We start from the raw sequence: 25,762 nt of genomic DNA, 5'->3' as shown, positions 1-25,762 counted from the left end.
CTATTATTATTCTATTACAAAAGTAACGTTTATTCTTGTTTATTTCATGCTCAGGCAATTAGTTTTTAAAATTGTGCCCAATGTTAAAGCGGCCATAACCGACTATTCAAATTCTGATTTCAGAATACTCATTACTTCCTTGATGGTTTCTTCTTCAAGATCCGTACGTTTAGCAAGGTCCTCTACCGAAAGGGCCAGAACGCTCTTTGCCGTATCACAGCCTATCGCTTTCAGTTCGTCAATGATCCAGCTATCGATCTCATCTGAGAACTCTTCAATATCCACATCCTCATCCTCTTCATCTGTCTCACGATATACGTCGATCTCATATCCGGTCAATTTACCTGCCAGTTTGATATTGTGGCCGCCGCGACCAATCGCGAGCGAAACCTGATCAGGCTTCAGGTAAACTGCGGCATGCTTACGCTCATCATCCAGTTTAATCGATGTGATCTTGGCCGGACTAAGCGCCCGGGTGATGTATAAAGAAATGTTATTGGTAAAATTAATCACGTCGATGTTCTCATTCTTAAGCTCACGTACAATTCCGTGAATACGTGAACCCTTCATACCCACGCAGGCACCAACCGGATCAATCCGGTCGTCGTAAGATTCCACAGCCACCTTGGCACGCTCACCCGGCTCCCGAACGATCTTTTTAATGGTAATAAGTCCATCAAAAATCTCAGGAACTTCGATCTCGAACAAACGCTGCAGAAATTCAGGCGCAATCCTTGAAATAATGATCTTTGGCGTAGCATTAACCATGTCTACTTTAAGGATCACGGCACGAACGCTGTCACCTTTCTTAAAGTAATCGGCAGGTATCTGCTCCGATTTAGGCATGAGCAACTCATTACCCTCATCATCAAGCACAAGCGTTTCTTTCTTCCAAACCTGGTAAACCTCACCGGTTACGATCTCACCTACGCGATCCTTATACTTTTTGAATATCTCATCCTTTTCAAGCTCCAGAACCTTAGATACCAGTGTCTGACGTGCAGCCAGGATCGCCCGTCTTCCGAAGCTCTCCAAAGTGATCTGTTCAATATAATCATCGCCTACTTCCAGGTCAGGATCAAGCTGTTTGGCTTCGGCAAGCTCAATCTCCAGGTCATCATCCTCAGAAAACCCATCCTCCATAACCTTTCTTGTACGCCAGATCTCCAAATCCCCGTTATCCGGATTCACAATTACGTCACAGTTCTCATCTGTACCATACTTTTTGCGCAGCATACTGCGAAATACCTCTTCCAGCACGCTAATTACTGTAGGGCGGTCGATATTCTTGAAGTCCTTAAACTCCTGAAATGAATCGATTAAATTAATATTGCTCATTTTATTTAAATGAAATTAAAACCTTTATTTCTGTTATTTCATCAAAGGCGATACTGGTTTCTTCCAGCACTGCTTTCTTTCCTTTTTCTTTTAGTTTTGCCTCTATCGTTATTCCGGCCTCATTTACAGCCAGCAATTTTCCTTCTTTAGTTTCACCACTTACAAGCTTCACACTTACTTCGCGACCAACGTTCTTTCTGTATTGACGTTCCATCCGAAGCGGCTCACCAATTCCCGGCGAGGACACCTCCAGGTTATAAGCCCGGTCGATGACGTTCTCTTCTTCCAGATGAAAACCTACATGCCTGCTAATTGCTGCACAATCCTGAATATTAATTCCCTGATCACCATCAACATGAATGATCAATTTATTATTGGGCAACATCTTCACATCAACCAGAAAAAGCTCAGGCCGGTCAGCTATTTTCTCTTCAACAAGTTCTCTTACTCTGCTTTCTATCTGCATACTCCACAAAAATGCCGTTAACAGAAAAGAGGGGACCCATGTCCCCTCTCGTCTTCAATTAATTACAAATATAGTAATAAAGTTTCTAAGATCAAAATATGCTACCCTATACTCTCCGGATATTACCCGGATACTACCCGGTTGCTGCCCGGATACTGCCCGGGCTCAAGCGCTTAGGATGCGGTCGACGCCTGCTTAGTATCCGGCTTACAAAGCCAGGCAAACTGGCGCATTGTTTGATATAAGAACACAGGCATTATTTTATAATACTTACAACTATGAAATGGATCATTGAAATCTTACTTATGGGACTGGCTGTGTTCATCGGCGCCAAACTGGTTCCTGGTGTTACCATAGACGGATTTGGCAACGCCATTATTGCGGCGCTGTTAATAGCGCTGGCCAATGCCACCGTAGGCTTCATCTTGCGCGTCATGACCTTTCCCATAAACTTTCTGACCCTGGGACTGGTGTCCTTCGTAATCAGTGTACTCATGATACTGATGGTCGACAACGTGATGGATTCTTTTGAGACAACCGGATTTTGGGCCGCCGCGCTGCTGGCCATTGTACTGGCTATCATTAAGGCGATTTTCAGCGCGCTGCGGGGCGATGAAGATTGATCCTGATCCCCGGCGACATCCGGATTTAACTTAAGCGAGGATGTCCCGGGAAATCACGAGCTTTTGAATCTCTGATGTTCCCTCATAGATCTGGGTTATCTTGGCGTCACGCATCAGTCGCTCAACATGATATTCCTTTACATATCCGTAACCGCCGTGAATCTGCACGGCCTCAACCGTAACATCCATAGCCACCTTGGAGGCGTATAGCTTCGCCATTGAACCGGCAAGCGTATAGGGTTGACCCTGATCCTTCAACCAGGCGGCTTTATACACCAACAGCCGCGCCGCCTCAATCTGTGTCGCCATCTCGGCCAGCTTAAAAGCGATCGCCTGATGATCTGCTATCGGCTTTCCAAAAGCTTTACGTGTTTTCGCATAAGCCAGCGCAAGTTCATAGGCTCCGGCTGCAATGCCCAGGGCCTGTGCGGCTATACCGATCCGTCCTCCTTCGAGGGTCTTCATGGCAAACTTGAAACCGAATCCATCCTCGCCGATACGGTTCTCCTTCGGCACCTTCACATCATTAAACATCAGGGAGTGGGTGTCCGATCCGCGTATGCCGAGCTTATTTTCTTTAGGGCCTACTGTAAAGCCCTCCATCCCCTTCTCAACGATAAAGGCATTGATACCACGGTGTTTAAGCCCTTTGTCCGTTTGCGCAATAACCAGGTATGTACTGGCGGTACTACCGTTGGTAATCCAGTTTTTTGTGCCGTTAAGCAGATAATAGTCCCCCTTGTCTTCAGCAGTGGTCTGCTGCGAGGTGGCATCTGAACCGGCCTCCGGTTCAGACAGGCAGAATGCACCAATATGCTGGCCTGAGGCGAGCTGCTTCAGATACTTCTCTTTTTGAAACTCCGACCCGAAGGCTTCCAACCCATAGCATACCAGCGAATTATTGACCGAAACAACTACAGAGGCAGAGGCATCAACCTTTGAGAGTTCTTCCATAACCAACACATAAGACAGGGCGTCCATTCCGCTGCCGTTGTATTTTTCGGATACCATCATACCCAGAAACCCGAGGTCACCCAGCATCCTTATTTGCTCAGCAGGAAATTTCTGATGTTCATCACGCTCAATAACGCCAGGCTTCAGTTCGTTCTGCGCAAAATCGCGCGCAGCCTGACGGATCATCAGTTGTTCTTCGGTTAGTTGAAACAGCATAATAATATTATTAGAATAACAAGTTATGCCAAATGTATATAATCTGAGGGAAACTGTTATGGCGGCATAACAAATTTTGCCGCGCCCGACGCCTGCAGCCATAAAACAACATGCCTGAACCGTCGGGTTCAGGCATGCTATAAGGAAAGAGGAAAGACTTAAAGTTTAATCTCTTCTTCCTTAGCGCTAAGGAAGTGGAATTCCGTCAGACTGTAAGACGGTACGGATTTAACTTTAATTCGCTGACCGAATTTAAAGAACCATTTCCATTGCAATGACATAAGCCACCCTTTCTTGATGTAAGCAGCTATGTATGGGTGAACACACAGCGTAATATTTTTTTCGTTTTGCTCTTGCAAAATATAGGTCAGATTGTTTTCAATATCATCCATTAAAACAATACTGGCCTTAATTTCTCCGGTACCGTTGCAGGTCGGACACTTCTCGCTCGTCACAATGTTCATCTCCGGACGCACCCGCTGACGCGTGATCTGCACAAGTCCGAATTTGCTTGGCGGCAATATGGTATGTTTTGCACGGTCAAGCAACATAAGGTCCCTAAGGTGATCGAACAGAATCTTACGGTTAGCCGGCTTGTGCATATCGATAAAATCGATCACGACAATACCGCCCATATCGCGAAGACGGAGCTGCCTTGCTATTTCTTTAGCGGCTTCCTTGTTCACCTGCAAAGCATTCTCCTCCTGGTTTTCTTTGCTTGCAGTTCTGTTGCCGCTGTTTACATCGATGACATGAAGGGCTTCCGTGTGTTCAACAACGAGATAAGCACCGCCCGCAAGGTTTACCGTTTTCCCAAACGCTCCCTTTATTTGTTTTTCGATACCGAAGTGTTCAAAAATAGGCTCCTTGTGTTTGTAAAACTTAACGATCTTTTCCATCTCCGGCGATATCTCATGCACATAAGACCGTATATCTTCGAACAGTCCACTGTCGTTTACATAAACATTGGTGAACTCGGTGTTCAGGATGTCACGGATCAATGTTGATGTCCGGTCCATTTCTCCCCATACACGTTTGGAAGGTTCCGCCTCAGGAAGTTTCTTGGTGAAATTTTCCCATTTAGCAACAGAATCCAGCAGGTCCTTCTGAAGTTCCGCAACGCCCTTGCCTTCAGACACCGTGCGGATAATTACTCCGAAATTCTTCGGCTTAATGCTTTCGATGATTTTCTTAAGACGGTTACGCTCGGTATTGCTTTTGATCTTTTTTGAAATGGAAATCACATTGGAAAATGGTACCAATACGATATAACGGCCCGCTATAGAAAGATCGGAACTAAGCCGGGGTCCTTTTGTGGAAATGGGCTCTTTGGCAATTTGAACCGGAAGAAGCAGGTTCTTACTTACAACCTCCGATATTTTACCAGCTTTGTTAATGTCATTTTCCAGCTTAAAGTTGTCAAGCAATGTACCATTAACAGTTCCATTGCGCTTTATTCGAGTTAGCTTTATTAAAGATTGTACTTGCGGACCAAGATCAAAGTAATGCAGGAAGGCATCTTTTTCATACCCCACATCAACAAAAGCAGCATTCAGCCCGGGCATTATTTTCTTAATGCGCCCAAGGTAAATGTCGCCTACGGCATAGTTGTTATTGATCTGTTCTTTGTGAAGTTCTACAAGTTGTTTGTCTTCAACTAAAGCTATGGTTACTCCCAATGGGGAGGAATCAACAATTAATTCTTTTACCAAAAGCTACAGATTTTGAGGCAGCACGCCTCATGATTAACACATGAACTATAAAAAAACTAATGCAACCAAAAACACAGGCTAGGAACTTAATCTTAGCCTGTACTTTTGGTGCCGTAACAATAAGAAAAAATTACTTTTTCTTATGTCTGTTTTTTCTTAAACGCTTCTTGCGTTTGTGCGTAGCCATTTTATGTCTCTTTCTTTTTTTACCGCTTGGCATAGTGTTTAATTTTTAAATATTTTTTAATCTGTTTATTATTTCTGTTTTAACTCCTGTACCCGCTCATCAATAAATTTTGATAAAGTTGGATCAGCAGCTAACTTTTTACTTGTTTGGTAGGCATCGATAGCCTCTGCGTTCTTGCCCAGGTTTTCATAGGCAGTAGCCATGTAAAAATAGGCCTCCGGCAACGGCTTTATCGCAACAACATCCTTAAACCTGGATATAGCCTTATCGAATTGTCCGGATTTAATGGCGAAGGTAGCCAGGCTCATATTTGCCTTCAGGTTTTTCGGATCCTCTTTTACCACGTCCATCAGCATGGCAATACCCTGCATGGGCATGCCCATACCATTCACAATTGTTATACCCAATCCGCTTCTGGCATCAAGGCTCGTCGAATCGATCTTCATAGCCTCCTTGAATGCATTATTCGCTTTCTGCAAAAGCACCGGTTGGATTATTGTGTCCCGGCTATTGTCAAAGGCAGTAAGCAGTCGCTCTCCGGCATTCACCCAGCTCATAAGATCAGGCTGCTTTTTTGCAGCGATCTCCAGATATAAAGCACTTGGGGTGCTCTGCTCAAGATCATCCCACTTCCGGGCCAAAGCTAAAGCAGCATCTGCCTTTCCGTTTTCATCAGCTGCTTCAAATTTAGCCTCAAGATCGATAACCTCTTTGGCTAAATCCGTGTTTAATAAACGCTTAGCTTCCTGAGAAACCTCTTCGAGACTGATCATATCAGCCGCAGCTTCCTTCCTGAAACCGCTTTGCTCTTCTTTGGGTTTTACCAGCCCTTTAATATCACGGCTAAACAAAAAAGCCATAATCAGTACAATCGCACTGATTAGGGTTATTTGCTTAGACCTGATACTTTTAAACATAGCTTATGCTTCTACGCTGATTTTCTTAGAATTGCTTTTTACCTTGTCCACGAATACTTTCGCCGGCTTAAAGCTTGGAACATAATGCTCCGGAATGATGATCGCTGTATTCTTAGAAATATTTCTTGCAGTTTTTTGGGCTCTTTTTTTAACAACAAAACTACCAAAACCTCTTACATAGACATTTTCTCCGCTGATCATGCTGTTCTTGATCACTTTGAAAAACGCCTCAACCGTCTCCTGAACATCTACCTTTTCAATCCCTGTCTTTGTTGATATTTCTGAAATAATATCTGCCTTAGTCATAATCTATTTGTTAGTTTTATTTAATGTTTGCTCCGTTACTTATAAGTGTTTTGGGGTTGCAAAAGTATTGCTTTTTAGCGAGATAGGAAAATAAAAGATCATTTATTTCCGGGTAGAATATCAGCCGATTGCAAGTTTTGTAAAAAGCGCAGCAATAATCCTATTTTTGCGGCTATGAATTTTCAGAACGAGTTGATTAAGTGGTATTTGTATAATAAACGAGCGCTGCCGTGGCGGGAAACTACCGATGCCTATGTGATCTGGATCTCGGAAATCATTATGCAGCAAACCCGGGTGGAACAAGGGCTGCCCTACTTCAATAAGTTCCTCGCCGCCTTCCCCACTGTCGAAGCATTCGCCCGCGCATCGGAAACCGAGGTGCTCAAACTGTGGCAGGGACTGGGCTACTACTCGCGCGGACGCAATATGCTCAAAACAGCACAGGATGTAGTACAAACTCACGGTGGCCGTTTCCCAACCGCATATCAGGACCTCATTAAGCTGAAAGGCGTCGGACCTTACACTGCCGCGGCTATCTCCTCGTTCTCTTCCAACGAAAACAGGGCCGTTGTAGATGGCAATGTTTACCGGGTCCTCTCCAGGTATTTCGGGATATCGACGCCCATAAACAGCAGCCAGGGAATCAAAGCATTTCAACAACTCGCGCAAGAGCTGACCGCCGGTCAGGAAGCGGCTATTTACAACCAGGCCATCATGGAATTTGGCGCATTGCAGTGCAAGCCCAGACAGCCTGCCTGTGATACCTGCCCCTTGCAAACGGGCTGTTATGCTTATAAGCATCAGCTTACGGCCAGCCTGCCTGTAAAAATGAAAGGCCGGGAAAAGCGCGTGCGACATTTCAATTATTTTTTGTGTCAGAATGATAATGGCGCTGTTCTCGTTAAAAGGCGGCCGGCCGGAGACATCTGGCAGGGACTCTACGATCTGCCCCTGATTGAAACCGCCGACAACTTCACTTCGGACGTTTCCTTCAGAACCCGCTTTCATGATCTGTTCGGTAAAGACGCCTCGCTTACGTACCTTAAAGAAATGAGGCACTTGCTGACACACCAAACGATATTTGTCCAATTTTTTGTATTAGACAATTATATCATTAACTTTAATCAGAATGCAGATATAAAATGGGTGTCGACGGAGGAGTTCCATCACCTTCCGCTGCCGAAGGTGATTCACGATTTTATGACTGAAGTAATTAAACGAGCAAATTATTAGCAATTCATGTCAGGTATAAACAAAGTTATTTTAGTTGGTCACCTGGGTAAGGACCCGGAAGTCAGACATTTAGATGGCGGGGTAACCGTTGCCAGCTTTCCGTTGGCTACATCAGAGAATTATGTTAAAGATGGCAAACGAATTGAACAAACAGAATGGCATAATATTGTTCTTTGGCGCGGTCTTGCCGAAGTAGCGTCTAAATATCTTCAAAAAGGAAAGCTGGTTTATATAGAAGGCAAACTTCGCACCCGCTCTTTTGAAGACCGCGAACGGGTAAAAAAATACATCACCGAAGTAGTGGCAGAAAATTTTACCGTACTTGGTCGCAAAAGTGACTTTGAACCAGCAACAGGAGCCACTCCTGAAAGTAATACCAACGGCAGTACTTCCAGGAGTGCTGTAAATTATAATGAAAGTGACGATCCTTCCGGCGATCTGCCGTTTTAGGACCAACTATTCAACCGTTACCGACTTAGCGAGATTTCTCGGCTGGTCTACATTGCATCCGCGCATTACTGCGATATGGTAAGACAACAACTGTAGTGGAATCGTAGCGAGCAATGGCAGAAACGCTTCATTGGTGTCAGGGATCTCAATAGAGTAATCCACCATCTTGCGCACTTCAACGTCGCCTTCCGTCACAATGGCCAGTACAATACCCTTTCTTGCTTTTACTTCCTGGATATTGCTGATCACTTTTTCGTAGGAAGAGTTTTTCGTAGCGATGAATATCACCGGCATTTCCTCGTCGATAAGTGCGATAGGGCCGTGTTTCATCTCTGCAGCAGGATACCCTTCAGCATGTATATAGGATATCTCTTTAAGTTTCAAGGCACCTTCCAGCGCAACAGGAAAACCGCTGCCTCTGCCCAGGAAAAGGCAATTTCTTGAATCCTTAAATTTAGCAGCAATATCTTTAATCAGCGCGTTAGATTGCAGTGCCTCCTCTATCTTAGCAGGAATATGATCAAGTTCTGTAAGCAGTTCGGCCAGTTCAGACCGGTTCAGTGTTCCTCTTTGCTGTGCCAGATTAAAGGCTATCAAAGTAAGTACGGTTACCTGCGCTGTGAAAGCCTTGGTAGAGGCGACCCCAATTTCGGGTCCGGCATGCGTATAAGCTCCAGCATCTGTGATCCGTGGTATCGATGCCCCAACCACATTACATACACCAAAAATAGTAGCCCCTTTTTCCTTGGCCATCTCAATGGCAGCCATGGTATCGGCAGTTTCGCCGGATTGTGAAATGGCTATAACGACATCCTTTTCGGTAATAATCGGATTGCGGTAACGGAATTCCGAAGCGTATTCCACTTCCACAGGGATGCGTGCATATTCCTCGATCAGGTACTCACCTACCAGGCCCGCATGCCAGGAAGTTCCGCATGCCACAATAATGATCCGGTCAACGTTCTTTAGCTTTTCCGCGTAGGCACTTATGCCCCCAAGCTGAACACGTCCCTCATCCGGATAGATACGCCCGCGCAGGCAATCGCGCACCGAACGGGGCTGTTCATAAATCTCCTTAAGCATGAAGTGCTCGTAACCGCCCTTTTCCAGCATTTCAAGCTTCAATTCAAGCTCTTGGATATAAGGGGTTTGAATTACGTTATCCAAGCGCTTGATAAGAAGTTCATCACGCTTAACGAAGGCGATCTCATTGTCGTTAAGATAGATCACGTTCTTCGTATATTCTATAATCGGCGTAGCGTCTGAGGCTATAAAATATTCGCCCTCACCTACGCCTATCACCATAGGACTTCCCTTTCTTGCCGCAATCAGCTGGTCCGGATTGTCCTGATCCATAATCACGATCGCATAGGCCCCATTCACTTCGCGTAGCGCTAAACGTACGGCCTCCAGTAAATCTGTCTTCTCGTTGTTATGGATTTCCTCGATCAGATGTATAAGAACCTCGGTATCCGTGTCACTTTTAAATTCGTGGCCGCGGCTAAGAAGTTCCTCTTTAATCGTTGCATAGTTTTCAATGATACCGTTATGGATGATCGTTAAGCGACCATCATTTGAAGTGTGGGGATGTGAGTTTCTGTCAGACGGCGCACCATGTGTCGCCCAGCGGGTATGCCCCATGCCCACAGTACCCGATACATCTTTACCTTCGGCAAAGTTTTCTAGCTCCAGCACCTTGCCTGCCTTTTTATAGATATTGAGCTCGCTTCCTGACAAAAGTGCTACTCCGGCACTGTCGTACCCACGGTATTCGAGTCGCTTCAGTCCTTTTATCACAATAGGCCAGGCCTCACGGTGACCAATATATCCAACTATTCCACACATAAATTCATAGGTTAAAGTTATGCAGCGAAAATAGAAAAAAATTTTAGTTCGCCACGGTATAATATATATTCAGCTTCAATGGCTTGTCGCCCGCCCCGGGGGTCCCGGATGTGATCACGGTCCTGTTGCCGGAACTTAAAGGCGTCGAAAGATTGAATTCCGAGAATGCACTGGGCGCCAGATAGGTGCCATAATCCATGGTGTCCCCATTGATCAGATCCTGAATATATCCGGTTACGGTAAAGACGTAACGCTTATTGGTCTTGTCATAAAATCCACCAAACGCAACCTCGCCAAAGTCAAGCGGATTAGTGGAAACTGTGCTCCGGATGTTATCTCTCAATTGGGCACGCTGACCGGCTATGTCAAGCCGGTAAAGTGACAGCCGTTCGCCGGGCACAAAAGGCGCAACATCTGTACCAGAGGCCACATTTACGACGAGTTCAGCTCTACTCACCACAACCTTAGCGTTCGCGTTGCCGGCTTTGGCGTTGCTAACAAAAGAAGCCAGTTCAGGAAAAGATATTTTCGATCTCAAACCTGCCAATGGCTGCAGGAAACTCACCTGATAAGGCGTAGCCGGACTAGGGTTATTCAACTGGTCCAGCACAGGTTTCCCGGTATAGTCATGTTTAATTGTAGCCGCAATATTGCCTGTCGACGTAGATATCGGGAAGTACACCGATGCTGTATCTTTATCTATCAAAGAGCCTTCAATATTCTTTTTATAATATATCGCCAGATTAGCCCCGGTTAAAACTTCCGTACTCGAAAGATTTAAAAACAAAAGTCCGCCCGGACCAGTGCTTTCGGCTTTATTGATACTTACTTTAAGTCCCTTGAAGACGCTGGTAAACTTCATGTTTTTTGAGCGTGTCGCCGAATCCAGGTCGGCAATATTATTCTGTATAAAGGTTTTATCGAGGCGGATGCGCAGCTGAGGCACAGAAACCGTTCTTGACGTATCAGGCTTGCCAGGCACAATATCAACGATACGTCCTTTGGTCGTAGGCTGGAGTTTGCCTTTGAAAGAACCTATCACAGCAGGTTTAGCCGGCCATTCCCTGTCGCTTGTAAACGAGCGTTGCAAAGCAAGATCGTCCTGAAGCTGCTGCACATTAAAGGCATACACACTGGTGGTGGTATCTCCGTAGAAGTGCGTCGTCGTAGATGGTGACACAGAGGTAGCGTAGGGCAACACCAGAACGGCAGAGTCTACTACAGGATCTTCACCAAAGCTAAACCCCTCAGCCGGAAGTGAAACGGTCATGGCAAGTGCACTTTCCGTACTGCCAAAAACCGGGTCGTTGCTGATAAAACCAAGCGGGTGCCTTGGAAGGCCAAGCGTTGAGCCAACGTCGTCCCGCACGGTAACCGTATTTACACCTACTACGGCAAGCTCACCCTCAATAGCCATATCCGGATCAGGCTCAATACCTATAGAGTTTGTGCTCTTACAGCCGGAAAAAAGAAAAAGACCTATCAACAGGGTTAATAAGTCTTGTTTTATAAATTTCATATTTAAGTGCCTGATATTATGCAATTGAAACCAATTCTTCGCTTGAAATCTCTTCATACAATGAATAGAAATTGTCGAAATTTTCGGTTAAATTATAAGCTAAAGTTGGTTTATTGGAATCTTTAACAAATTTTAACACATCAGCTTCAATGTTTTCATCGGCAAGCACAACAGCATCCGAGTAACTTACCGCGCCGATATGCATGGCACTGCAGTTGGCTTTTTCGAACACTTTCGTATCTTCCTCAGACATCGCATTCATAACCGCTTTTTTATACAAGTCGGCGTTGAGGCTCTCGGTAAAACACTGTTCGTATATGGAATACACAACCTTTGAGTTCTTAAAGGTCGGATCATTTTTATAAGTGGTCTTGATGTATGCCGGCACAAGTGAAGTCATCCAGCCGTGGCAGTGCACGATGTCTGGCGACCAGCCTAATTTCTTAACGGTTTCAAGTGCGCCTTTGCAGAAGAATATGGTACGCTCATCATTGTCTGCATAAAATTTGTCTTCCTTATCCCTGAAAACATGTTTACGTTGAAAATAATCTTCATTGTCCAAAAAATACACCTGCATACGTGCAGCTGGGATAGACGCAACTTTAATGATCAGAGGATTATCGTTGTCGTCAATGATGATGTTCATGCCCGACAGCCGGATTACTTCATGTAGTCTGTTTCTTCTCTCGTTTATATTTCCAAACCTGGGCATGAGGATCCGGATCTCAAATCCTTTGTCCTGCATGGCCTGGGGCAGTTGACGGGTAATTTCTGAAATCTTTGTAAGTTCAAGGAAAGGCGACATCTCGTGTGTAACAATCAGTAGCTTCGTTTTTGCCATCTCCATATTCGTAAATAAAAATTTATGTTAAAGAAAAGATTATCAAGGGGCAAAGGTAATCAAAATAATAACATTTATCAATATAACAAGCAAGATGTTTTGTTCAGAATAGATAAATAAGCAACTTTACCGGCTCAAATTTTATATGCTGTTTTGGAAATTGTAAACACGATTGCGGCCTTGAAGTCGCTGCTTGAAACCGCTCGTCTGGCCGGGGGTAAAGTTGCTTTGGTACCTACGATGGGGGCCTTGCACCAGGGGCATGTTTCACTCATCAGCGCTGCACAGGCGCAAGCCCGGATCGTGGTATGCAGTATCTTTGTAAACCCAACTCAGTTTACTGATCCTAAGGACCTGGAAAAGTACCCGCGGCCTTTAGCGCACGATCTCGCTATGCTCAAAACAGCAGGCTGCGATGTGGTTTTTATGCCTTCCGTGAAAGAGATGTATCCTCAGCCAGAGGAATGGCATATAGATCTCGGCCCTGCCGAATTCCTGCTCGAAGGGGAGTTCAGAAAGGGGCACTATCAGGGCGTGACACAAATCGTTAAGAAACTTTTCGATGCGGTGAGTCCTGATCTGGCCTTTTTCGGACAAAAGGACTACCAGCAGGTGCTTATGATCAGGCAGATGGTTAAGCATTTCAACATGTCGCTTAAAGTTATTTCCTGCCCCATAATCCGGGAGGACGATGGCTTAGCCATGAGTTCAAGGAACATACATCTGCAGCCCGAAGACCGCCGGCATGCGCTTGTGCTAAGCAAAGCGCTGAAGTATGTTAAAGAGCATTTTTCGCAATACAGCCTGGCTGAACTGCTTCATAAAGCTGCAGAAATGATCACAGCTACGCCTGGAATCGAACTGGATTATTTCACCATTGCCGATGGTGATACACTTCTTCCGGCGACCAGCAAAGAACAGTCCAATCTGGTCGCCCTGGTCGCTGCCAAAGTAGGTGACACTCGCCTGATAGACAATATGCTGCTTTTTGATTAACTTTGCCTCATGATTATCGAGATATTAAAATCGAAAATACACCGGGTTAGGGTAACGCAGGCTGAACTGAACTACGTGGGAAGTATTACGATTGATGAGGATTTGATGGACGCTGCGCAGATCATTGCCAACGAAAAAGTACAGATCGTTAACAATAACAATGGTGAGCGCTTCGAAACCTACGTCATCAAAGGTGAGCGCGGAACGGGTATGGTATGCCTGAATGGCGCAACTGCCCGGAAGGTTCAGGTAGGCGACATCCTTATCATCATGTCCTATGGATCACTTCCGGTAGAGGACGCGAAAAAGTATCAGCCCATACTTGTGTTTCCCGACGACAACAACCGTTTGTTGAAATAACCCTAACCCTCATTGAGTAAAACAAAGTCAGCGTATTTCTGTCAGAGTTGCGGATATGAATCCGCAAAATGGCTAGGCAAGTGCCCTTCATGCAGCCAATGGAATACTTTTGTAGAAGAACTCATTGAAAAACCTGCCTCCAAGATACCGGCATGGAAAACCACGCAAAGCACACAAAGGCTTAACAAACCCTCAAAAGTAGGCGATATTCAGTTGAAAGCCGAAGAAAAGCTCGGCACTGGCGATCAGGAACTTGACCGCGTGCTGGGCGGTGGACTCGTACCCGGCTCTGTCACACTAATCGGGGGTGAACCGGGTATAGGCAAGTCTACGCTTATGCTCCAGCTGGCGTTGAACGTACACGGCAAGCGCGTCTTGTATGTTTCAGGCGAAGAGAGTGAACAACAAATCAAGATGCGTGCGGAGCGCATCACGCCAAATCCGACATCGGACTGTTATATCCTGGCAGAAACCTCCACTCAGCATATCTTTAAACAGATAGAAGCGCTGGAACCAGATCTTGTTATTGTCGATTCCATTCAGACGCTCCATTCAGCACACATCGATTCCACGCCCGGAAGCGTTTCGCAGGTCAGGGAATGCGCTGCTGAACTTTTAAAGTTTGCAAAAGAAACAGATACGCCCGTATTCCTGATCGGCCACATTACTAAGGACGGCACTATCGCCGGCCCCAAGGTTCTTGAACATATGGTCGACACTGTGCTGCAGTTTGAAGGCGACAGGCATCATGTCTATAGAATCCTGCGATCTGTGAAGAACAGGTTCGGTGCCGCGGCTGAGCTCGGCATTTACGCCATGCACAACCAAGGCTTAAGAGAAGTATCAAACCCTTCGGAGATCCTGCTTTCACAACGTGATGAGCAGCTTAGCGGAATTGCCATTTCGGCAACTTTAGAGGGCGCCAGACCAATGCTTATCGAAACCCAGGCACTGGTAAGTCCCGCAGCATATGGAACGCCTCAGCGGTCGGCAAACGGCTTCGACACGCGACGGATGAATATGCTGCTGGCCGTACTTGAAAAAAGATGCGGGTTCAGGCTTAGCGTGTCTGACGTCTTCCTGAATATTGCGGGTGGTATCAAAGTGGAAGATCCGGCAATTGACCTCGCTATCGTCGCCGCCATCATCTCGTCGCACGAAGACATCAGTATTTCAGCAAAAACCTGCTTTGCTGCCGAAGTAGGATTGTCCGGGGAAATCCGGGCGGTCAACCGCATCGAGCAGCGCATCCTGGAGGCTGAAAAATTAGGCTTCGAGCGAATCCTCATTTCTTCTTTCAACGGCAAAGGTCTGAGCAAAGAGAAATTTAATATCGAAATCCTCGAGGTCAGTAAAATTGATGACGCGTTCTCTGTGCTGTTTGGGTAAGGCCCCCTGCGTGAAAAAAGTCTATTTGTTATCTACAATCTGAGAAAAGAATTTCACACCTGTGTTTTCATGCCTTGAAATCCAAAAAATCGTAAAACACTCATTACTAAGTCACTACATTGCAGATAACGGCCAACTTTACATTGGCCTGCTAATTGTATATATGATATTGTTATCACGCTTTGATGTTTGATAATACAATAGGGATGATTATCCTCGTTACCGTAAGGTAGCGAGGATTTTTTTTAACAAAAAAAGTCCCTTTCGGGACTTTGATATGCTTATCAGCATCTATCTATTTCGACAGATACATTGACTTGTCTTTATAAAGCTTTCTGAAGTATGGGTCTTCCAGATCCTTGATAAACCTGATCGCCTCTCCAGTAGATTTCATTTCCGGGCCAAGTTCTTTGGTCACTTCCGGGAACTTATCGAATGAGAATACAGGTTCCTTAATCGCGAAGCCCTCAAGCTTGCGCTCAATCGTGAAATCCTTCAGTTTATTTACACCAAGCATTACCTTAGCTGCAATATTGATATAAGGCACATCGTAAGCTTTCGCGATGAACGGCACTGTCCTCGATGCACGCGGGTTGGCTTCGATCACATACACTTTGTCGTCTTTTACGGCAAACTGGATATTTAGTAGCCCGATTACATTAAGCGCCTTAGCAATCTTCTTAGAGTAAGTCTCCATATCGCTGATCACCTTGTCCGACAAACTGAACGGGGGCAATACCGCACTTGAGTCGCCCGAGTGAATACCCGCAGGCTCAATATGCTCCATCAAGCCGACAATATGTACATCTTCCCCGTCACAAATTGAATCAGACTCAGTCTCCTCAGCACGATCCAGGAAGTGGTCGATAAGCACCCTGTTTCCAGGAAGGTCGCCCAGTAATTTAACCACCGCTTTCTCAAGATCCTCGTCGTTGATTACAATGCTCATGCCCTGGCCGCCAAGCACGTAACTAGGACGAACCAGCACCGGGTAACCTACTTCGTTGGCCACCTTAATAGCCTCTTCTGCATTTTCAGCAACACCATATTTCGGATAAGGAATATCCAGCTCTTTCAACAGATCAGAAAACCGTCCTCTGTCCTCAGCAACATCCATGTCTTCATAAGAAGTTCCGATGATACGGATACCTTTGGCATGAAGCTTCTCCGCCATTTTCAGCGCGGTCTGTCCGCCAAGCTGAACAATAACGCCCTCAGGTTTCTCCAGGTCAATGATCTCACGCACATGCTCCCAGAATACAGGCTCAAAATATAGCTTATCCGCCATATTGAAGTCGGTAGAAACCGTTTCCGGGTTACAGTTGATCATGATCGACTCAAATCCGCTTTCTTTGGCTGCAAGCAATCCATGCACACAGGAGTAATCGAACTCGATACCCTGACCGATCCGGTTAGGACCCGAGCCCAGTACAATGACCTTCTTCCTGTCGGATGGGGTCGACTCATTTTCTTCCTCAAAAGTCGAGTAATAGTAAGGCGTCTGGGCTGCAAACTCAGCGGCGCAGGTATCAACCATCTTATAAACACGTCTTATTCCAAGCTCACGTCTGCGGTCATACACCTCATCTTCGGTAACATTACCCAGCAGATAAGCGATCTGTACGTCAGAGAAACCTTTCTGCTTCAATGTAGCGAAGAAGTCTCTCGGAATATTATTCAGCGAATAACGCTTCAGCTCTGTTTCAAGCTGCACAAGATCCTGAATCTGGTTCAGGAACCATTTATCGATACGTGTCGCTTTGCGAACAGACTCCAGCGGCACACCCATGCTCATAGCATCCTTGATCAGGAACAAGCGGTTCCAGCTTGCATGCTCAAGGCCATGCATAATCTCTTCGATGCTGCGGTTATGGCGGCCGTCGGCACCAAGGCCGGCGCGACCGATCTCGAGACTCTGACAAGCCTTTTGTAAGGCCTCGATGAAGCTCCTGCCGATGGCCATAACCTCACCTACCGACTTCATCTGTAAACCAAGCTCCATATTTGCGCCCTTAAACTTGTCAAAGTTCCAACGCGGCACTTTCACGATCACATAGTCGAGCGTAGGCTCAAAATAAGCCGACGTCGTTTTAGTGATCTGGTTTTCAATTTCATCCAGGTTATAACCAATAGCCAGCTTTGATGCAATTTTCGCGATCGGGTAACCGGTTGCTTTACTTGCAAGGGCTGAAGAACGCGATACACGCGGGTTGATCTCAATGGCGATGATCTCATCATTTTCCGGATTTACGGAGAACTGCACATTACATCCACCGGCAAAAGTTCCGATGGCACGCATCATCCGGATCGCCTGGTTACGCATCTCCTGGTAGCATCGGTCCGATAAAGTCATCGCAGGCGCTACAGTGATCGAGTCACCGGTATGAATACCCATAGGGTCGAAGTTCTCGATAGAACAGATGATAATCACGTTATCGTTGCCGTCGCGAAGTAACTCCAGCTCATATTCCTTCCAGCCAAGCACAGCCTGTTCTACCAGTACCTCATGGGTAGGAGAGGCTTCCAAACCACGCTTAAGCGCATGATCAAACTCCTCTTTCTTATGTACGAAGCCACCGCCCGTACCACCCAGGGTGTACGAAGGACGGATAACCAGCGGGTAACCGATCTCCTGAGCTGCTTCTTTACCTTCCAGGAAAGAGTTTGCTATTTTTGATTTAGCTACACCCACGCCTATATCCACCATCAGCTGGCGGAAAGCTTCCCGGTTTTCTGTTTTTTCAATCGCGGCAACGTCTACACCAATTACACGCACACCATGCTTTTCCCATACACCCCGCTCTTCCGCTTCCTTGCACAGGTTAAGCGCGGTCTGTCCGCCCATAGTAGGAAGAACCGCATCAATTTTCCGCTCCATCAGGATCTGCTCGATGGAATCCACAGTCAAAGGCCTCAAATAAACATGATCAGCGATCACCTTATCTGTCATGATGGTCGCCGGATTCGAATTAATTATCGAAACTTCGATTCCCTCATCTTTCAGGGAAAGCGCGGCTTGCGATCCCGAATAATCGAACTCACAGGCCTGGCCGATGATGATAGGTCCTGATCCGATAATCAATACTGAGCGTATGGAGGTGTCTTTAGGCATAAGGCTTAAAAAAGTCTAAACTTATTATAATGTAGTAAAAAATGTAGTTTTGTGCAGACCGAACAGTCCTGAGATGCGTTGAAATCCCCGACTCTTCTGTCGGGATGCAAAGATACATCATTAAGCTGATAAATCGGTTATTTTTTGCAGATCAGTTTATAGCAAAAAAGAGACCTTTAATAACACATAACCTGAAGCCGTGAAAAAAGCAATTATTCTCCTATGTAGCGCCACCTTCCTTTTAGGATGTGCAACGGTACAGTCCATCATTAAATCGACTTTTCCCTATACAGCAACGGTTGTCGTGCCAGCAGATACCCCGGCCGGCAAAGTCGTAACGGCCAGCTTCGCCGCCTCCAGCTTTGACGAGATATTTGGCAACAAAGAAGGCAAAAGCTATGTCCGCGACGTCGTGATGGCCAGTGCAAGGCTTACCGCTGTTAAACCCGGCGATCAAAACCTGGGCATATTCCGGTCAGTGAAGTTATACCTCTCTAACGGCGCCGGGTACCAAATTATGGTAGCCTCAAGAAGTGATATTCAGGAGAACATAGGCCCCGTACTGGCACTTGATATTGACAACACGAAAATTCTGGACACCTATTTGATGGGCGAAGACCTTCACATCCGGATTGAATATATATTGCGTTCAAAAAGCGAATCAGATGTAAGTCTCCGGGCGTCACTAGGTTTTGTTGCTGCTCCAAACCCGCAACAATAATGGATTCCATCTCAACATTTCTCCGCCATATTGCCGAGCAGTTCGTCTACACCAGCTGGCCCGAGTGGCTGGGCGTCATCACCGGATTTGCCTGCATTTACCTTGCAGCGAAAGAGAAAGTCTTAAGCTGGCCTGTATCCATCGTCAGCGTACTCACCTATGCCTGGGTGTTTTACGATGCGCGGATGTATGGCGATATGATGCTCCAGTTTTACTTCCTGCTTACGGCTTTTTACGGCTGGTTCTTCTGGAACAGGAAGACCGAACAGCCGCAAAAAACCGTGACAAGTCTGCGCCTGCGTGACTGGGTTTTTGTAATTATTTCCGTGAGCCTGCTTTCTGTACTTCTCGGATTGTTTCTCGACCACTTCACCAATTCAGACGTTCCGTATGCCGATGGTTATTGCACGGCCATGAGTTTCGTTGCCCAATACCTTCTCACCAGAAAAGTCCTGCAAAACTGGGTGATGTGGATTATCGTCGACCTCTGCTATATCCCGCTCTACATATACAAAAACCTGAATCTAAGCGCCGTATTTTATGCTTTCTTAATCGTAATAGCCTTCAAAGGTTATTCAGACTGGAAGAAAACCTATGTCAATCAAACCTCTTAAAATAGCCATAGTAGGCCCCGAAAGCACGGGGAAGTCGACCATAACCGCCCAACTGGCCCGTCACTACAATAGTCTTTGGGTACCGGAATATGCCAGGTATTACTGCGCCGCCCTCACAGCCCCTTGTACCGAACAGGACGAGATCAATATGTTCTACGGACAGCTCGCGCTCGAAGAAGCCATCTCCTCGGTAAATACGGGCAAACTCCTGTTCTGCGATACCACTTTTCTAACCGTGAAGATATGGTGCGATGAAGTCTTCGGCCGTACGCCATCTGTAGTCCTAAGCGAGCTGCCACGGCATCCGTACGACCTGTACCTGCTCATGGACATTGACTTGCCCTGGACCTACGACCCCCTTCGTGATTTTCCCGATAAACGGGAATACTTCATGAACATCTGGCACAGCGAGTTGCAAGCATTAAGCGGCAACTATATCGTCGTAAAAGGGATTGAGAACCGTCTTCAAAATGCTGTCGACGCCGTAGATGCCTTTCTGCACAAAGCTGCAAATTACTCAGATTTTTGAGGAACCAACTAAATTTTTGTAGGTTTACACATCAAAAGGGGGTGCCTTGTTTTTCCGAAAACACAAAAACAGGCTGAGATCATACCCAATACAACGATATGGTTGTATGCACCTGATCCGGGTAATGCCGGCGTAGGGAGGAGTTATGAAGTTAACTAATGCTGTAAGTGCCCCTTACTTATGGTGGTTTAACTAAAAACAAACACATTGAAAAGACTAGCTATTGCACTGATTGTGCTGGCACCGTTTGCGGTAAACGCACAAAGCAAACCTGACTTAAAAAAGCGTAAAGACTCTGCCGTTGTGCTCAACGAAATCATTATCCAGTCGACCCGCGCCAACGACAAATCGGCCACAACCTACAGGAACCTGAGCAAAACCGAGATCGAACAGAACAACTTCGGTCAGGATCTGCCCTTCATATTAAATAATACGCCCGGGGTGGTGGTTACCTCCGATGCAGGTGCAGGTGTAGGTTACACCGGTATACGGATCAGGGGCAGCGACGCCAGCAGGGTCAACGTTACCATCAACGGTATTCCGTACAATGACAGCGAAAGCCAGGGAACGTTCTGGGTTAATATGCCCGACTTTGCATCTTCGGTGGAGAACATACAGATCCAGCGCGGTATCGGGACGTCGACCAACGGCGCAGGTGCTTTCGGCGGAAGCCTCAACATACAGACCAGCTTGTCGTCTGAACTGCCGTATGCCGAGTTAAACAACACCTTCGGTTCGTTCAATACCCTGAAAAATACCGTCAAGGTGGGAACAGGACTGATCAACGACAAATTCAGCTTCGACGGCCGCCTGTCCAGGATAAAATCTGATGGATTCATCGACCGTGCGGCCTCCGATCTGAAGTCCTATTTTCTCTCCGGCGCGTATCATGGCAAAAATGACCTTTTGCGGGTCAACGTGTTTGCCGGCTCTGAGCAAACCTACCAGGCCTGGAACGGCGTTCCGGAAGCTAAGCTGCGCAACGATGCGGCAGGTATACAGGCGTATATCGAAAGAAACTATTTAAGTGAAGCTGATGCGGCCAACCTGCGCAACTCCAGCAATAGAACCTACAATTCCTTTACGTACGACGATCAGACCGACAACTACTGGCAAAACCATTATCAGGCCTTGTACGCGCGACAACTGGGTGATAACCTGTCGTTCAACGCCGCCCTGCACTATACTGATGGAAGGGGCTATTTTGAAGAATTTAAGGCCTCCGCGGGTTTTGACAACTACGGCCTCCCTAATGTTACCGTGGGCGGCACCGAGGTAGAGGAAAGCGACCTGGTGCGCCGCCGCTGGCTCGACAATGACTTTTACGGCCTCACCTACGCATTAAATTATCAGCCGGCGTCCAACCTTAACTTCAGCCTTGGCGGGGCGTACAATGAATACCGCGGCAAGCATTTCGGCGAAATAACCTGGGCGCAGTTCGCTTCTTCCATTCCGGAGGATTTCCATTACTATGATGGAAAAGGCAGTAAGGATGACTTTAACATCTATGGTAAGGTCAATTTCAGCCCTGTAGAAAAATTGAGCTTGTTTGCCGACCTCCAGTACAGGAACGTAGGGTACCGGATCAGCGGGACCGATAAGAACCTCAAGACGCTTAATTTCGACAACAACTACAACTTCTTTAATCCCAAGCTAGGGGCCACAGTGTTCCTGAACGCGCAAAGCAACGTGTATGCCTCCTTCAGCAGGGCAAATAAGGAACCTAACCGGGATGATTTCACAAATTTAAAAGCCGGCCTTCCTTTACCTAAGGCTGAAATACTGAACGACGTGGAACTGGGCTACCGCTTTAAAAACGAACGGCTCACCGCGGGGGCAAACCTTTACGGGATGTTTTACAAGGATCAGCTGATCTTTACGGGCGAGATCAACGAGTTTTCGGATGCCTACAGGCAGAATGTTGACGACAGCTACAGGATGGGTATCGAACTTGACGCCTCATACGTCCTGAGCTCACGTTTCGCCCTTAACGCGAATGCGGCCTTCAGCCGGAACAAGATCAAAGACTATGTAGACTATGTTCCGGAGTACGACGACAACTTCGACCTTGCCGGGCTGGTGGCTACCACGTACGAGCGGCCCGACATCGCCTTCTCGCCAAACACCGTATTATTTGGCGAACTGGTGTATAAGCCATTTAAAGGGCTGGCGGCTGCTTGGCAGACCAAGTATGTGAGCGATCAGTTTATGGACAACACACAAAATGAGAACAGGAAACTTGATGCCTACCTGGTCAACAATCTGCGCCTGGGCTATGATTTCAAACTCAGCGGCATTAAGAGTGTTAATATCGGACTGCTGGTCAACAATATCCTGGACGAAAGATATGAAAGCAACGGTTACACCTATAGTTTCCTTTATCAGGGACTGACCACCACGGAAAACTTTTACTTCCCGCAGGCAGGAACGAACTTCCTGTTCTCGCTCAACCTCAAATTTTAACCCTATGAAAAAGTTCATCGAAAAGCTGCAATTTATTACGCACGACATTGACCACCTGAGCCATCCTGAACAAGCGCGCATAGCCTGCGAAGCAGGGGCGAAATGGATTCAATACCGCTGCCTTACAAAGCTGGACGAGGAACTGCTTAACGACATTAATGAAATCGCAGAACTCTGTGACGATTGGGGTGCCACCCTGATCGTTACAGATCATGTGCACCTCAATGGCCTGGCCGATATACAGGGCTTTCATATCGAGGATATGGATGCCGATTTTCGACGTTTGCGCGAAGAGCTCGGCGATGCTGTAACGCTGGGTGGATCGGCTAGCAGCATTGAGGGCCTGATACGCATCGCCGATGAGGGTGTCGACTATGCAGGTCTGGGCCCTTTTGCAGACACGACCACCAAGCCCAATAATTTTCCGCTGCTTGGTTTACAGGGATACCGTAAGGCGCTCCATAAACTGCAGGAAACACACCCGGATTTCCCTGTGCTTGCTGTTGGCGGCGTTAGCCTCGAGGATGTAGACGAGCTGATGCAGACCGGCATTTTCGGCATCGCAGCATCAGCGGCGATCAACCAGGCGGAAGACATGCGTTCGGCTTATCTCGACTTCTACTCGAGGGTTATGAACTAGGCCTCGGCACGTTCACCGATCTGCTGTCTCCACATGGCATAGTATAAGCCGTTGCGGGCTACGAGCGACTCGTGGTTGCCTTCTTCAATCACATTACCTTTCTCCAGCACATAAATGCGGTCGGCATGCCTGATGGTCGAAAGCCTGTGCGCAATCAATATAGTGATGTGGTTGGCGATATCGGAAACCTCACGGATGGTTGCGGTAATCTCTTCCTCGGTCAGCGAATCCAGTGATGAGGTTGCTTCATCAAACACCAGAATATCAGGCTTGCGCAACAAGGCACGTGCAATCGACAAGCGTTGCTTTTCACCACCCGAAACCTTTACACCACCTTCGCCTATCAGCGTATCCAATCCCTTATCTGCCCGCGCAAGCAGGTTCTGGCACGCTGCCTGATGCAGCACGCGCATGCACTCCTCGTCTGTCGCGTCGGGTCTTACAAACTGCAGGTTCTCCCGTATTGTTCCGGAAAACAACTGGGTATCCTGGGTTACAAAACCGATCTTCTCACGAAGTGCATCCAGATCAATGTCTTTACTGGTGATGCCATTATAACGGATATCGCCTACCTTCGGCTGATAAAGGCCTACGAGGAGTTTTACCAGCGTGGTCTTACCCGATCCTGACGGACCAACAAAAGCAATGGTTTCGCCTATTTTCGTCTCAAAATTGATACTGTTCAGTGCGTTTGTGGTGGCCGACTGATGCTTGAAGCTTACCGCATCAAACTCCAGCGTCCTGATCTGGTCGACCTTAACCGGGCGCTCAGGCTTTTTATCCTTCGGTATCGACATGATCCGTTCGAAGTTGTTGAGCGACACCTCTGTTTCGCGGTATATATTGATAATATTGCCGAGTTCCTGCAGCGGCCCGAAAATAAAGAACGAATAGATGAACAGCGAGAAGAACTCACCCACCGTAATGCGGCCTGCAAAGATCAGATACATCATCAGGAAGAGCAGACCGTTACGAAGCAGGTTTACAAACGTACCCTGGATAAAGCTCAAACTGCGGATGTATTTAACTTTCTTAAGCTCCAGGCCCAATATCTTCGTTGTGGTCGCGTTCAGCCTGTTGATCTCCTGATTGGCTAGGCCAAGACTTTTCACCAGCTCTATGTTGCGCAGCGACTCGGTCGTTGAGCCCGCCAGCGCTGTAGTTTCTGCAACAATGTTCTTCTGCACCTTTTTGATGCGCTTACTTAAGAAAGAACTCAGAAAACCCAGCAATGGAATAGACGAAAAGTAAACGACGGCAATAACCCAATACACCGATATCGCGTAGACTGTTACAAAGATGATCCCGATAATGCTGGTAAACAGTACATTGATCACCGCCTGAACCAGCTTTTCCGTATCTATGCGAACCTTTTGCAATACCCCAAGCGTTTCACCGCTCCGCTGGTCCTCAAACACCTGATAAGGAAGTTCAAGCGAGTGCGCCAGTCCGTCGGAGTAAATCTTAGCCCCTAAACGCTGCGTGATCACGTTCACATAATAGTCCTGGAAGTTCTTGGCAATACGCGAAACCATAGCCGCCCCCATCGCAAGAAGGATAAGCACGCCCGCGCCCTTGATGAATTCGTCGGTAGAATACTCCTTATAATTGGTTACATATTTGTCAATGATCAGCCTGAATACATATGGATCCAGAAAGGAGAATATCTGATTTACTGCAGCCAAAAAAAGGGCTAATAATATTAACCCTTTATAGTTTTTAAGATAACTGTATAAAATTTTCATCTGGCCTATACAGTCATGATATCCTTTTCTTTCGCCTCGGCATGCTTGTCGACCTTAACGATATAGGCATCCGTGATCTTTTGTACCTCTGCCTCGCCCGTTTTGATCTCATCGTCCGAAACGCTTTCACCTTTCAGGCGCTTGATCTTTTCGTTCGCATCCTTGCGAATATTACGAACCGTGATCCGGCCACGCTCGGCTTCTTCCTTTACCTTTTTAACAAGTTCCCTTCTGCGCTCTTCCGTAAGCGGCGGCACCACCAATCTGATCACCACACCATCGTTCTGCGGATTGATGCCGATATTGGCCTCCATGATCGCACGCTCGATCGGTACGAGCAACTGCTTTTCCCATGGCTGCAGGATCAGGGTACGCGCATCCGGCGTATTGATGCTGGCCACCTGGTTCAGGGGGGTCGCATTGCCATAATAATCAACCATGATACCGTCAAGCATTCCCGCAGAAGCTTTTCCGGCCCGGATCTTAGTCAGCTCAGCCTCGCAATGCAGGATAGCCTTGTCCATCGAAGCCTGCGCGTCCTGTAACTGTTTTTTTATAAGGTCATTCATATATCGTGTTATTATCA

Annotated in this window: 23 protein-coding genes; 11 read left to right on the top strand and 12 right to left on the bottom strand. The window is 46.8% G+C overall.

Annotated features, from left to right (window positions below; translation table 11 throughout):
* Positions 1-102: 102 nt before the first annotated feature.
* Positions 103-1,338 (bottom strand): transcription termination factor NusA, encoded by a 1,236-nt coding sequence (gene nusA / locus QEP07_RS11610; RefSeq protein WP_256002411.1) that lies wholly within the window; start codon positions 1,336-1,338, stop codon positions 103-105.
* 1 nt (position 1,339) lies between these two features.
* On the bottom strand, positions 1,340-1,804 hold the full coding sequence (rimP, locus tag QEP07_RS11605) for a ribosome assembly cofactor RimP (RefSeq protein ID WP_285010268.1): 465 nt from the start codon (positions 1,802-1,804) through the stop codon (positions 1,340-1,342).
* A 278-nt stretch (positions 1,805-2,082) separates the two neighbouring features.
* On the opposite strand from rimP, the gene QEP07_RS11600 reads away from it, so the two are divergent.
* A complete protein-coding gene (locus QEP07_RS11600) occupies positions 2,083-2,427 on the top strand; it encodes a phage holin family protein (RefSeq protein WP_256002416.1) in 345 nt (114 codons plus the stop codon).
* Between the two features lie 30 nt (positions 2,428-2,457).
* Here QEP07_RS11600 and QEP07_RS11595 read toward each other — a convergent pair whose 3' ends face one another.
* The 4 genes from QEP07_RS11595 to QEP07_RS11580 all read right to left on the bottom strand — a co-directional run bounded on the left by QEP07_RS11595 (position 2,458) and on the right by QEP07_RS11580 (position 6,719).
* Positions 2,458-3,597: an acyl-CoA dehydrogenase gene (locus QEP07_RS11595; protein WP_285010266.1), complete on the bottom strand. Its 1,140-nt coding sequence runs from the start codon at positions 3,595-3,597 to the stop codon at positions 2,458-2,460.
* Positions 3,598-3,755: 158 nt separating this feature from the next.
* On the bottom strand, positions 3,756-5,309 hold the full coding sequence (locus QEP07_RS11590; RefSeq protein ID WP_285010265.1) for an Rne/Rng family ribonuclease: 1,554 nt from the start codon (positions 5,307-5,309) through the stop codon (positions 3,756-3,758).
* A gap of 255 nt (positions 5,310-5,564) precedes the next feature.
* Positions 5,565-6,413 (bottom strand): tetratricopeptide repeat protein, encoded by an 849-nt coding sequence (locus QEP07_RS11585; protein ID WP_285010264.1) that lies wholly within the window; start codon positions 6,411-6,413, stop codon positions 5,565-5,567.
* 3 nt (positions 6,414-6,416) lie between these two features.
* The gene (locus tag QEP07_RS11580) at positions 6,417-6,719 is read right to left on the bottom strand and encodes an HU family DNA-binding protein (RefSeq protein WP_256002425.1); all 303 of its coding nucleotides are present in this window, start codon (positions 6,717-6,719) and stop codon (positions 6,417-6,419) included.
* 174 nt (positions 6,720-6,893) lie between these two features.
* Here QEP07_RS11580 and mutY point away from each other — a divergent pair, with 174 nt between their 5' ends.
* Both mutY and QEP07_RS11570 read left to right on the top strand, forming a co-directional pair.
* On the top strand, positions 6,894-7,952 hold the full coding sequence (gene mutY / locus QEP07_RS11575) for an A/G-specific adenine glycosylase (RefSeq protein WP_285010263.1): 1,059 nt from the start codon (positions 6,894-6,896) through the stop codon (positions 7,950-7,952).
* 6 nt (positions 7,953-7,958) lie between these two features.
* Positions 7,959-8,402 carry a single-stranded DNA-binding protein gene (locus tag QEP07_RS11570; RefSeq protein WP_256002429.1) on the top strand — a complete coding sequence of 148 codons (444 nt, stop codon included), beginning with the start codon at positions 7,959-7,961 and terminating at the stop codon, positions 8,400-8,402.
* A 6-nt stretch (positions 8,403-8,408) separates the two neighbouring features.
* Here the strand turns inward: QEP07_RS11570 and glmS are convergent, their stop codons facing one another.
* From glmS to QEP07_RS11555, 3 genes are read right to left on the bottom strand one after another with little or no spacing between them, the layout of a single operon-like run.
* Positions 8,409-10,247, bottom strand: coding sequence for a glutamine--fructose-6-phosphate transaminase (isomerizing) (glmS, locus tag QEP07_RS11565; RefSeq protein WP_256002432.1), 1,839 nt, complete (start codon positions 10,245-10,247; stop codon positions 8,409-8,411).
* Between the two features lie 43 nt (positions 10,248-10,290).
* Positions 10,291-11,766, bottom strand: coding sequence for a DUF4270 family protein (locus tag QEP07_RS11560; RefSeq protein ID WP_285010262.1), 1,476 nt, complete (start codon positions 11,764-11,766; stop codon positions 10,291-10,293).
* Between the two features lie 16 nt (positions 11,767-11,782).
* Positions 11,783-12,607: a glycogen/starch synthase gene (locus tag QEP07_RS11555; RefSeq protein ID WP_256007045.1), complete on the bottom strand. Its 825-nt coding sequence runs from the start codon at positions 12,605-12,607 to the stop codon at positions 11,783-11,785.
* 153 nt (positions 12,608-12,760) lie between these two features.
* Between QEP07_RS11555 and panC the strand changes: the two genes are divergently transcribed.
* Genes panC through radA form a run of 3 tightly spaced genes read left to right on the top strand, consistent with a single transcriptional unit; the run spans position 12,761 to position 15,352 of the window.
* Positions 12,761-13,603 carry a pantoate--beta-alanine ligase gene (gene panC / locus QEP07_RS11550; protein ID WP_285010261.1) on the top strand — a complete coding sequence of 281 codons (843 nt, stop codon included), beginning with the start codon at positions 12,761-12,763 and terminating at the stop codon, positions 13,601-13,603.
* 9 nt (positions 13,604-13,612) lie between these two features.
* Positions 13,613-13,963, top strand: coding sequence for an aspartate 1-decarboxylase (panD, locus tag QEP07_RS11545; RefSeq protein ID WP_256002438.1), 351 nt, complete (start codon positions 13,613-13,615; stop codon positions 13,961-13,963).
* Positions 13,964-13,975: 12 nt separating this feature from the next.
* Positions 13,976-15,352, top strand: coding sequence for a DNA repair protein RadA (gene radA / locus QEP07_RS11540; RefSeq protein ID WP_285010259.1), 1,377 nt, complete (start codon positions 13,976-13,978; stop codon positions 15,350-15,352).
* A gap of 295 nt (positions 15,353-15,647) precedes the next feature.
* Here the strand turns inward: radA and carB are convergent, their stop codons facing one another.
* Positions 15,648-18,464, bottom strand: coding sequence for a carbamoyl-phosphate synthase large subunit (gene carB, locus QEP07_RS11535; RefSeq protein WP_256002443.1), 2,817 nt, complete (start codon positions 18,462-18,464; stop codon positions 15,648-15,650).
* Between the two features lie 199 nt (positions 18,465-18,663).
* On the opposite strand from carB, the gene QEP07_RS11530 reads away from it, so the two are divergent.
* The 5 genes from QEP07_RS11530 to QEP07_RS11510 all read left to right on the top strand — a co-directional run bounded on the left by QEP07_RS11530 (position 18,664) and on the right by QEP07_RS11510 (position 23,431).
* Positions 18,664-19,185 (top strand): hypothetical protein, encoded by a 522-nt coding sequence (locus tag QEP07_RS11530; protein ID WP_256002445.1) that lies wholly within the window; start codon positions 18,664-18,666, stop codon positions 19,183-19,185.
* Positions 19,185-19,799 carry a nicotinamide riboside transporter PnuC gene (gene pnuC / locus QEP07_RS11525; RefSeq protein ID WP_285010258.1) on the top strand — a complete coding sequence of 205 codons (615 nt, stop codon included), beginning with the start codon at positions 19,185-19,187 and terminating at the stop codon, positions 19,797-19,799. The genes QEP07_RS11530 and pnuC overlap by 1 nt, the downstream gene beginning before the upstream one ends.
* Complete coding sequence (locus QEP07_RS11520; protein ID WP_285010256.1) at positions 19,780-20,328, top strand: AAA family ATPase; 549 nt, start codon at positions 19,780-19,782, stop codon at positions 20,326-20,328. The genes pnuC and QEP07_RS11520 overlap by 20 nt, the downstream gene beginning before the upstream one ends.
* A 207-nt stretch (positions 20,329-20,535) precedes the next feature.
* Entirely contained in the window at positions 20,536-22,791 is a 2,256-nt protein-coding gene (locus tag QEP07_RS11515) for a TonB-dependent receptor (protein WP_285010255.1), read from the top strand.
* Positions 22,792-22,795: 4 nt separating this feature from the next.
* On the top strand, positions 22,796-23,431 hold the full coding sequence (locus QEP07_RS11510; protein WP_285010254.1) for a thiamine phosphate synthase: 636 nt from the start codon (positions 22,796-22,798) through the stop codon (positions 23,429-23,431).
* On the opposite strand, the gene QEP07_RS11505 is transcribed toward QEP07_RS11510, so the two are convergent.
* Both QEP07_RS11505 and frr read right to left on the bottom strand, forming a co-directional pair.
* A complete protein-coding gene (locus tag QEP07_RS11505; protein WP_285010253.1) occupies positions 23,428-25,176 on the bottom strand; it encodes an ABC transporter ATP-binding protein in 1,749 nt (582 codons plus the stop codon). The two genes, QEP07_RS11510 and QEP07_RS11505, sit on opposite strands and share 4 nt — an antisense overlap.
* Before the next feature lie 5 nt (positions 25,177-25,181).
* Positions 25,182-25,745: a ribosome recycling factor gene (gene frr, locus QEP07_RS11500; protein ID WP_256002460.1), complete on the bottom strand. Its 564-nt coding sequence runs from the start codon at positions 25,743-25,745 to the stop codon at positions 25,182-25,184.
* Between the last annotated feature and the right edge of the window lie 17 nt (positions 25,746-25,762).

This window comes from Pedobacter faecalis (assembly GCF_030182585.1).
In the GTDB taxonomy this organism is placed as follows: domain Bacteria; phylum Bacteroidota; class Bacteroidia; order Sphingobacteriales; family Sphingobacteriaceae; genus Pedobacter; species Pedobacter faecalis.
This window is presented reverse-complemented; position numbering and strand designations above follow the sequence as displayed.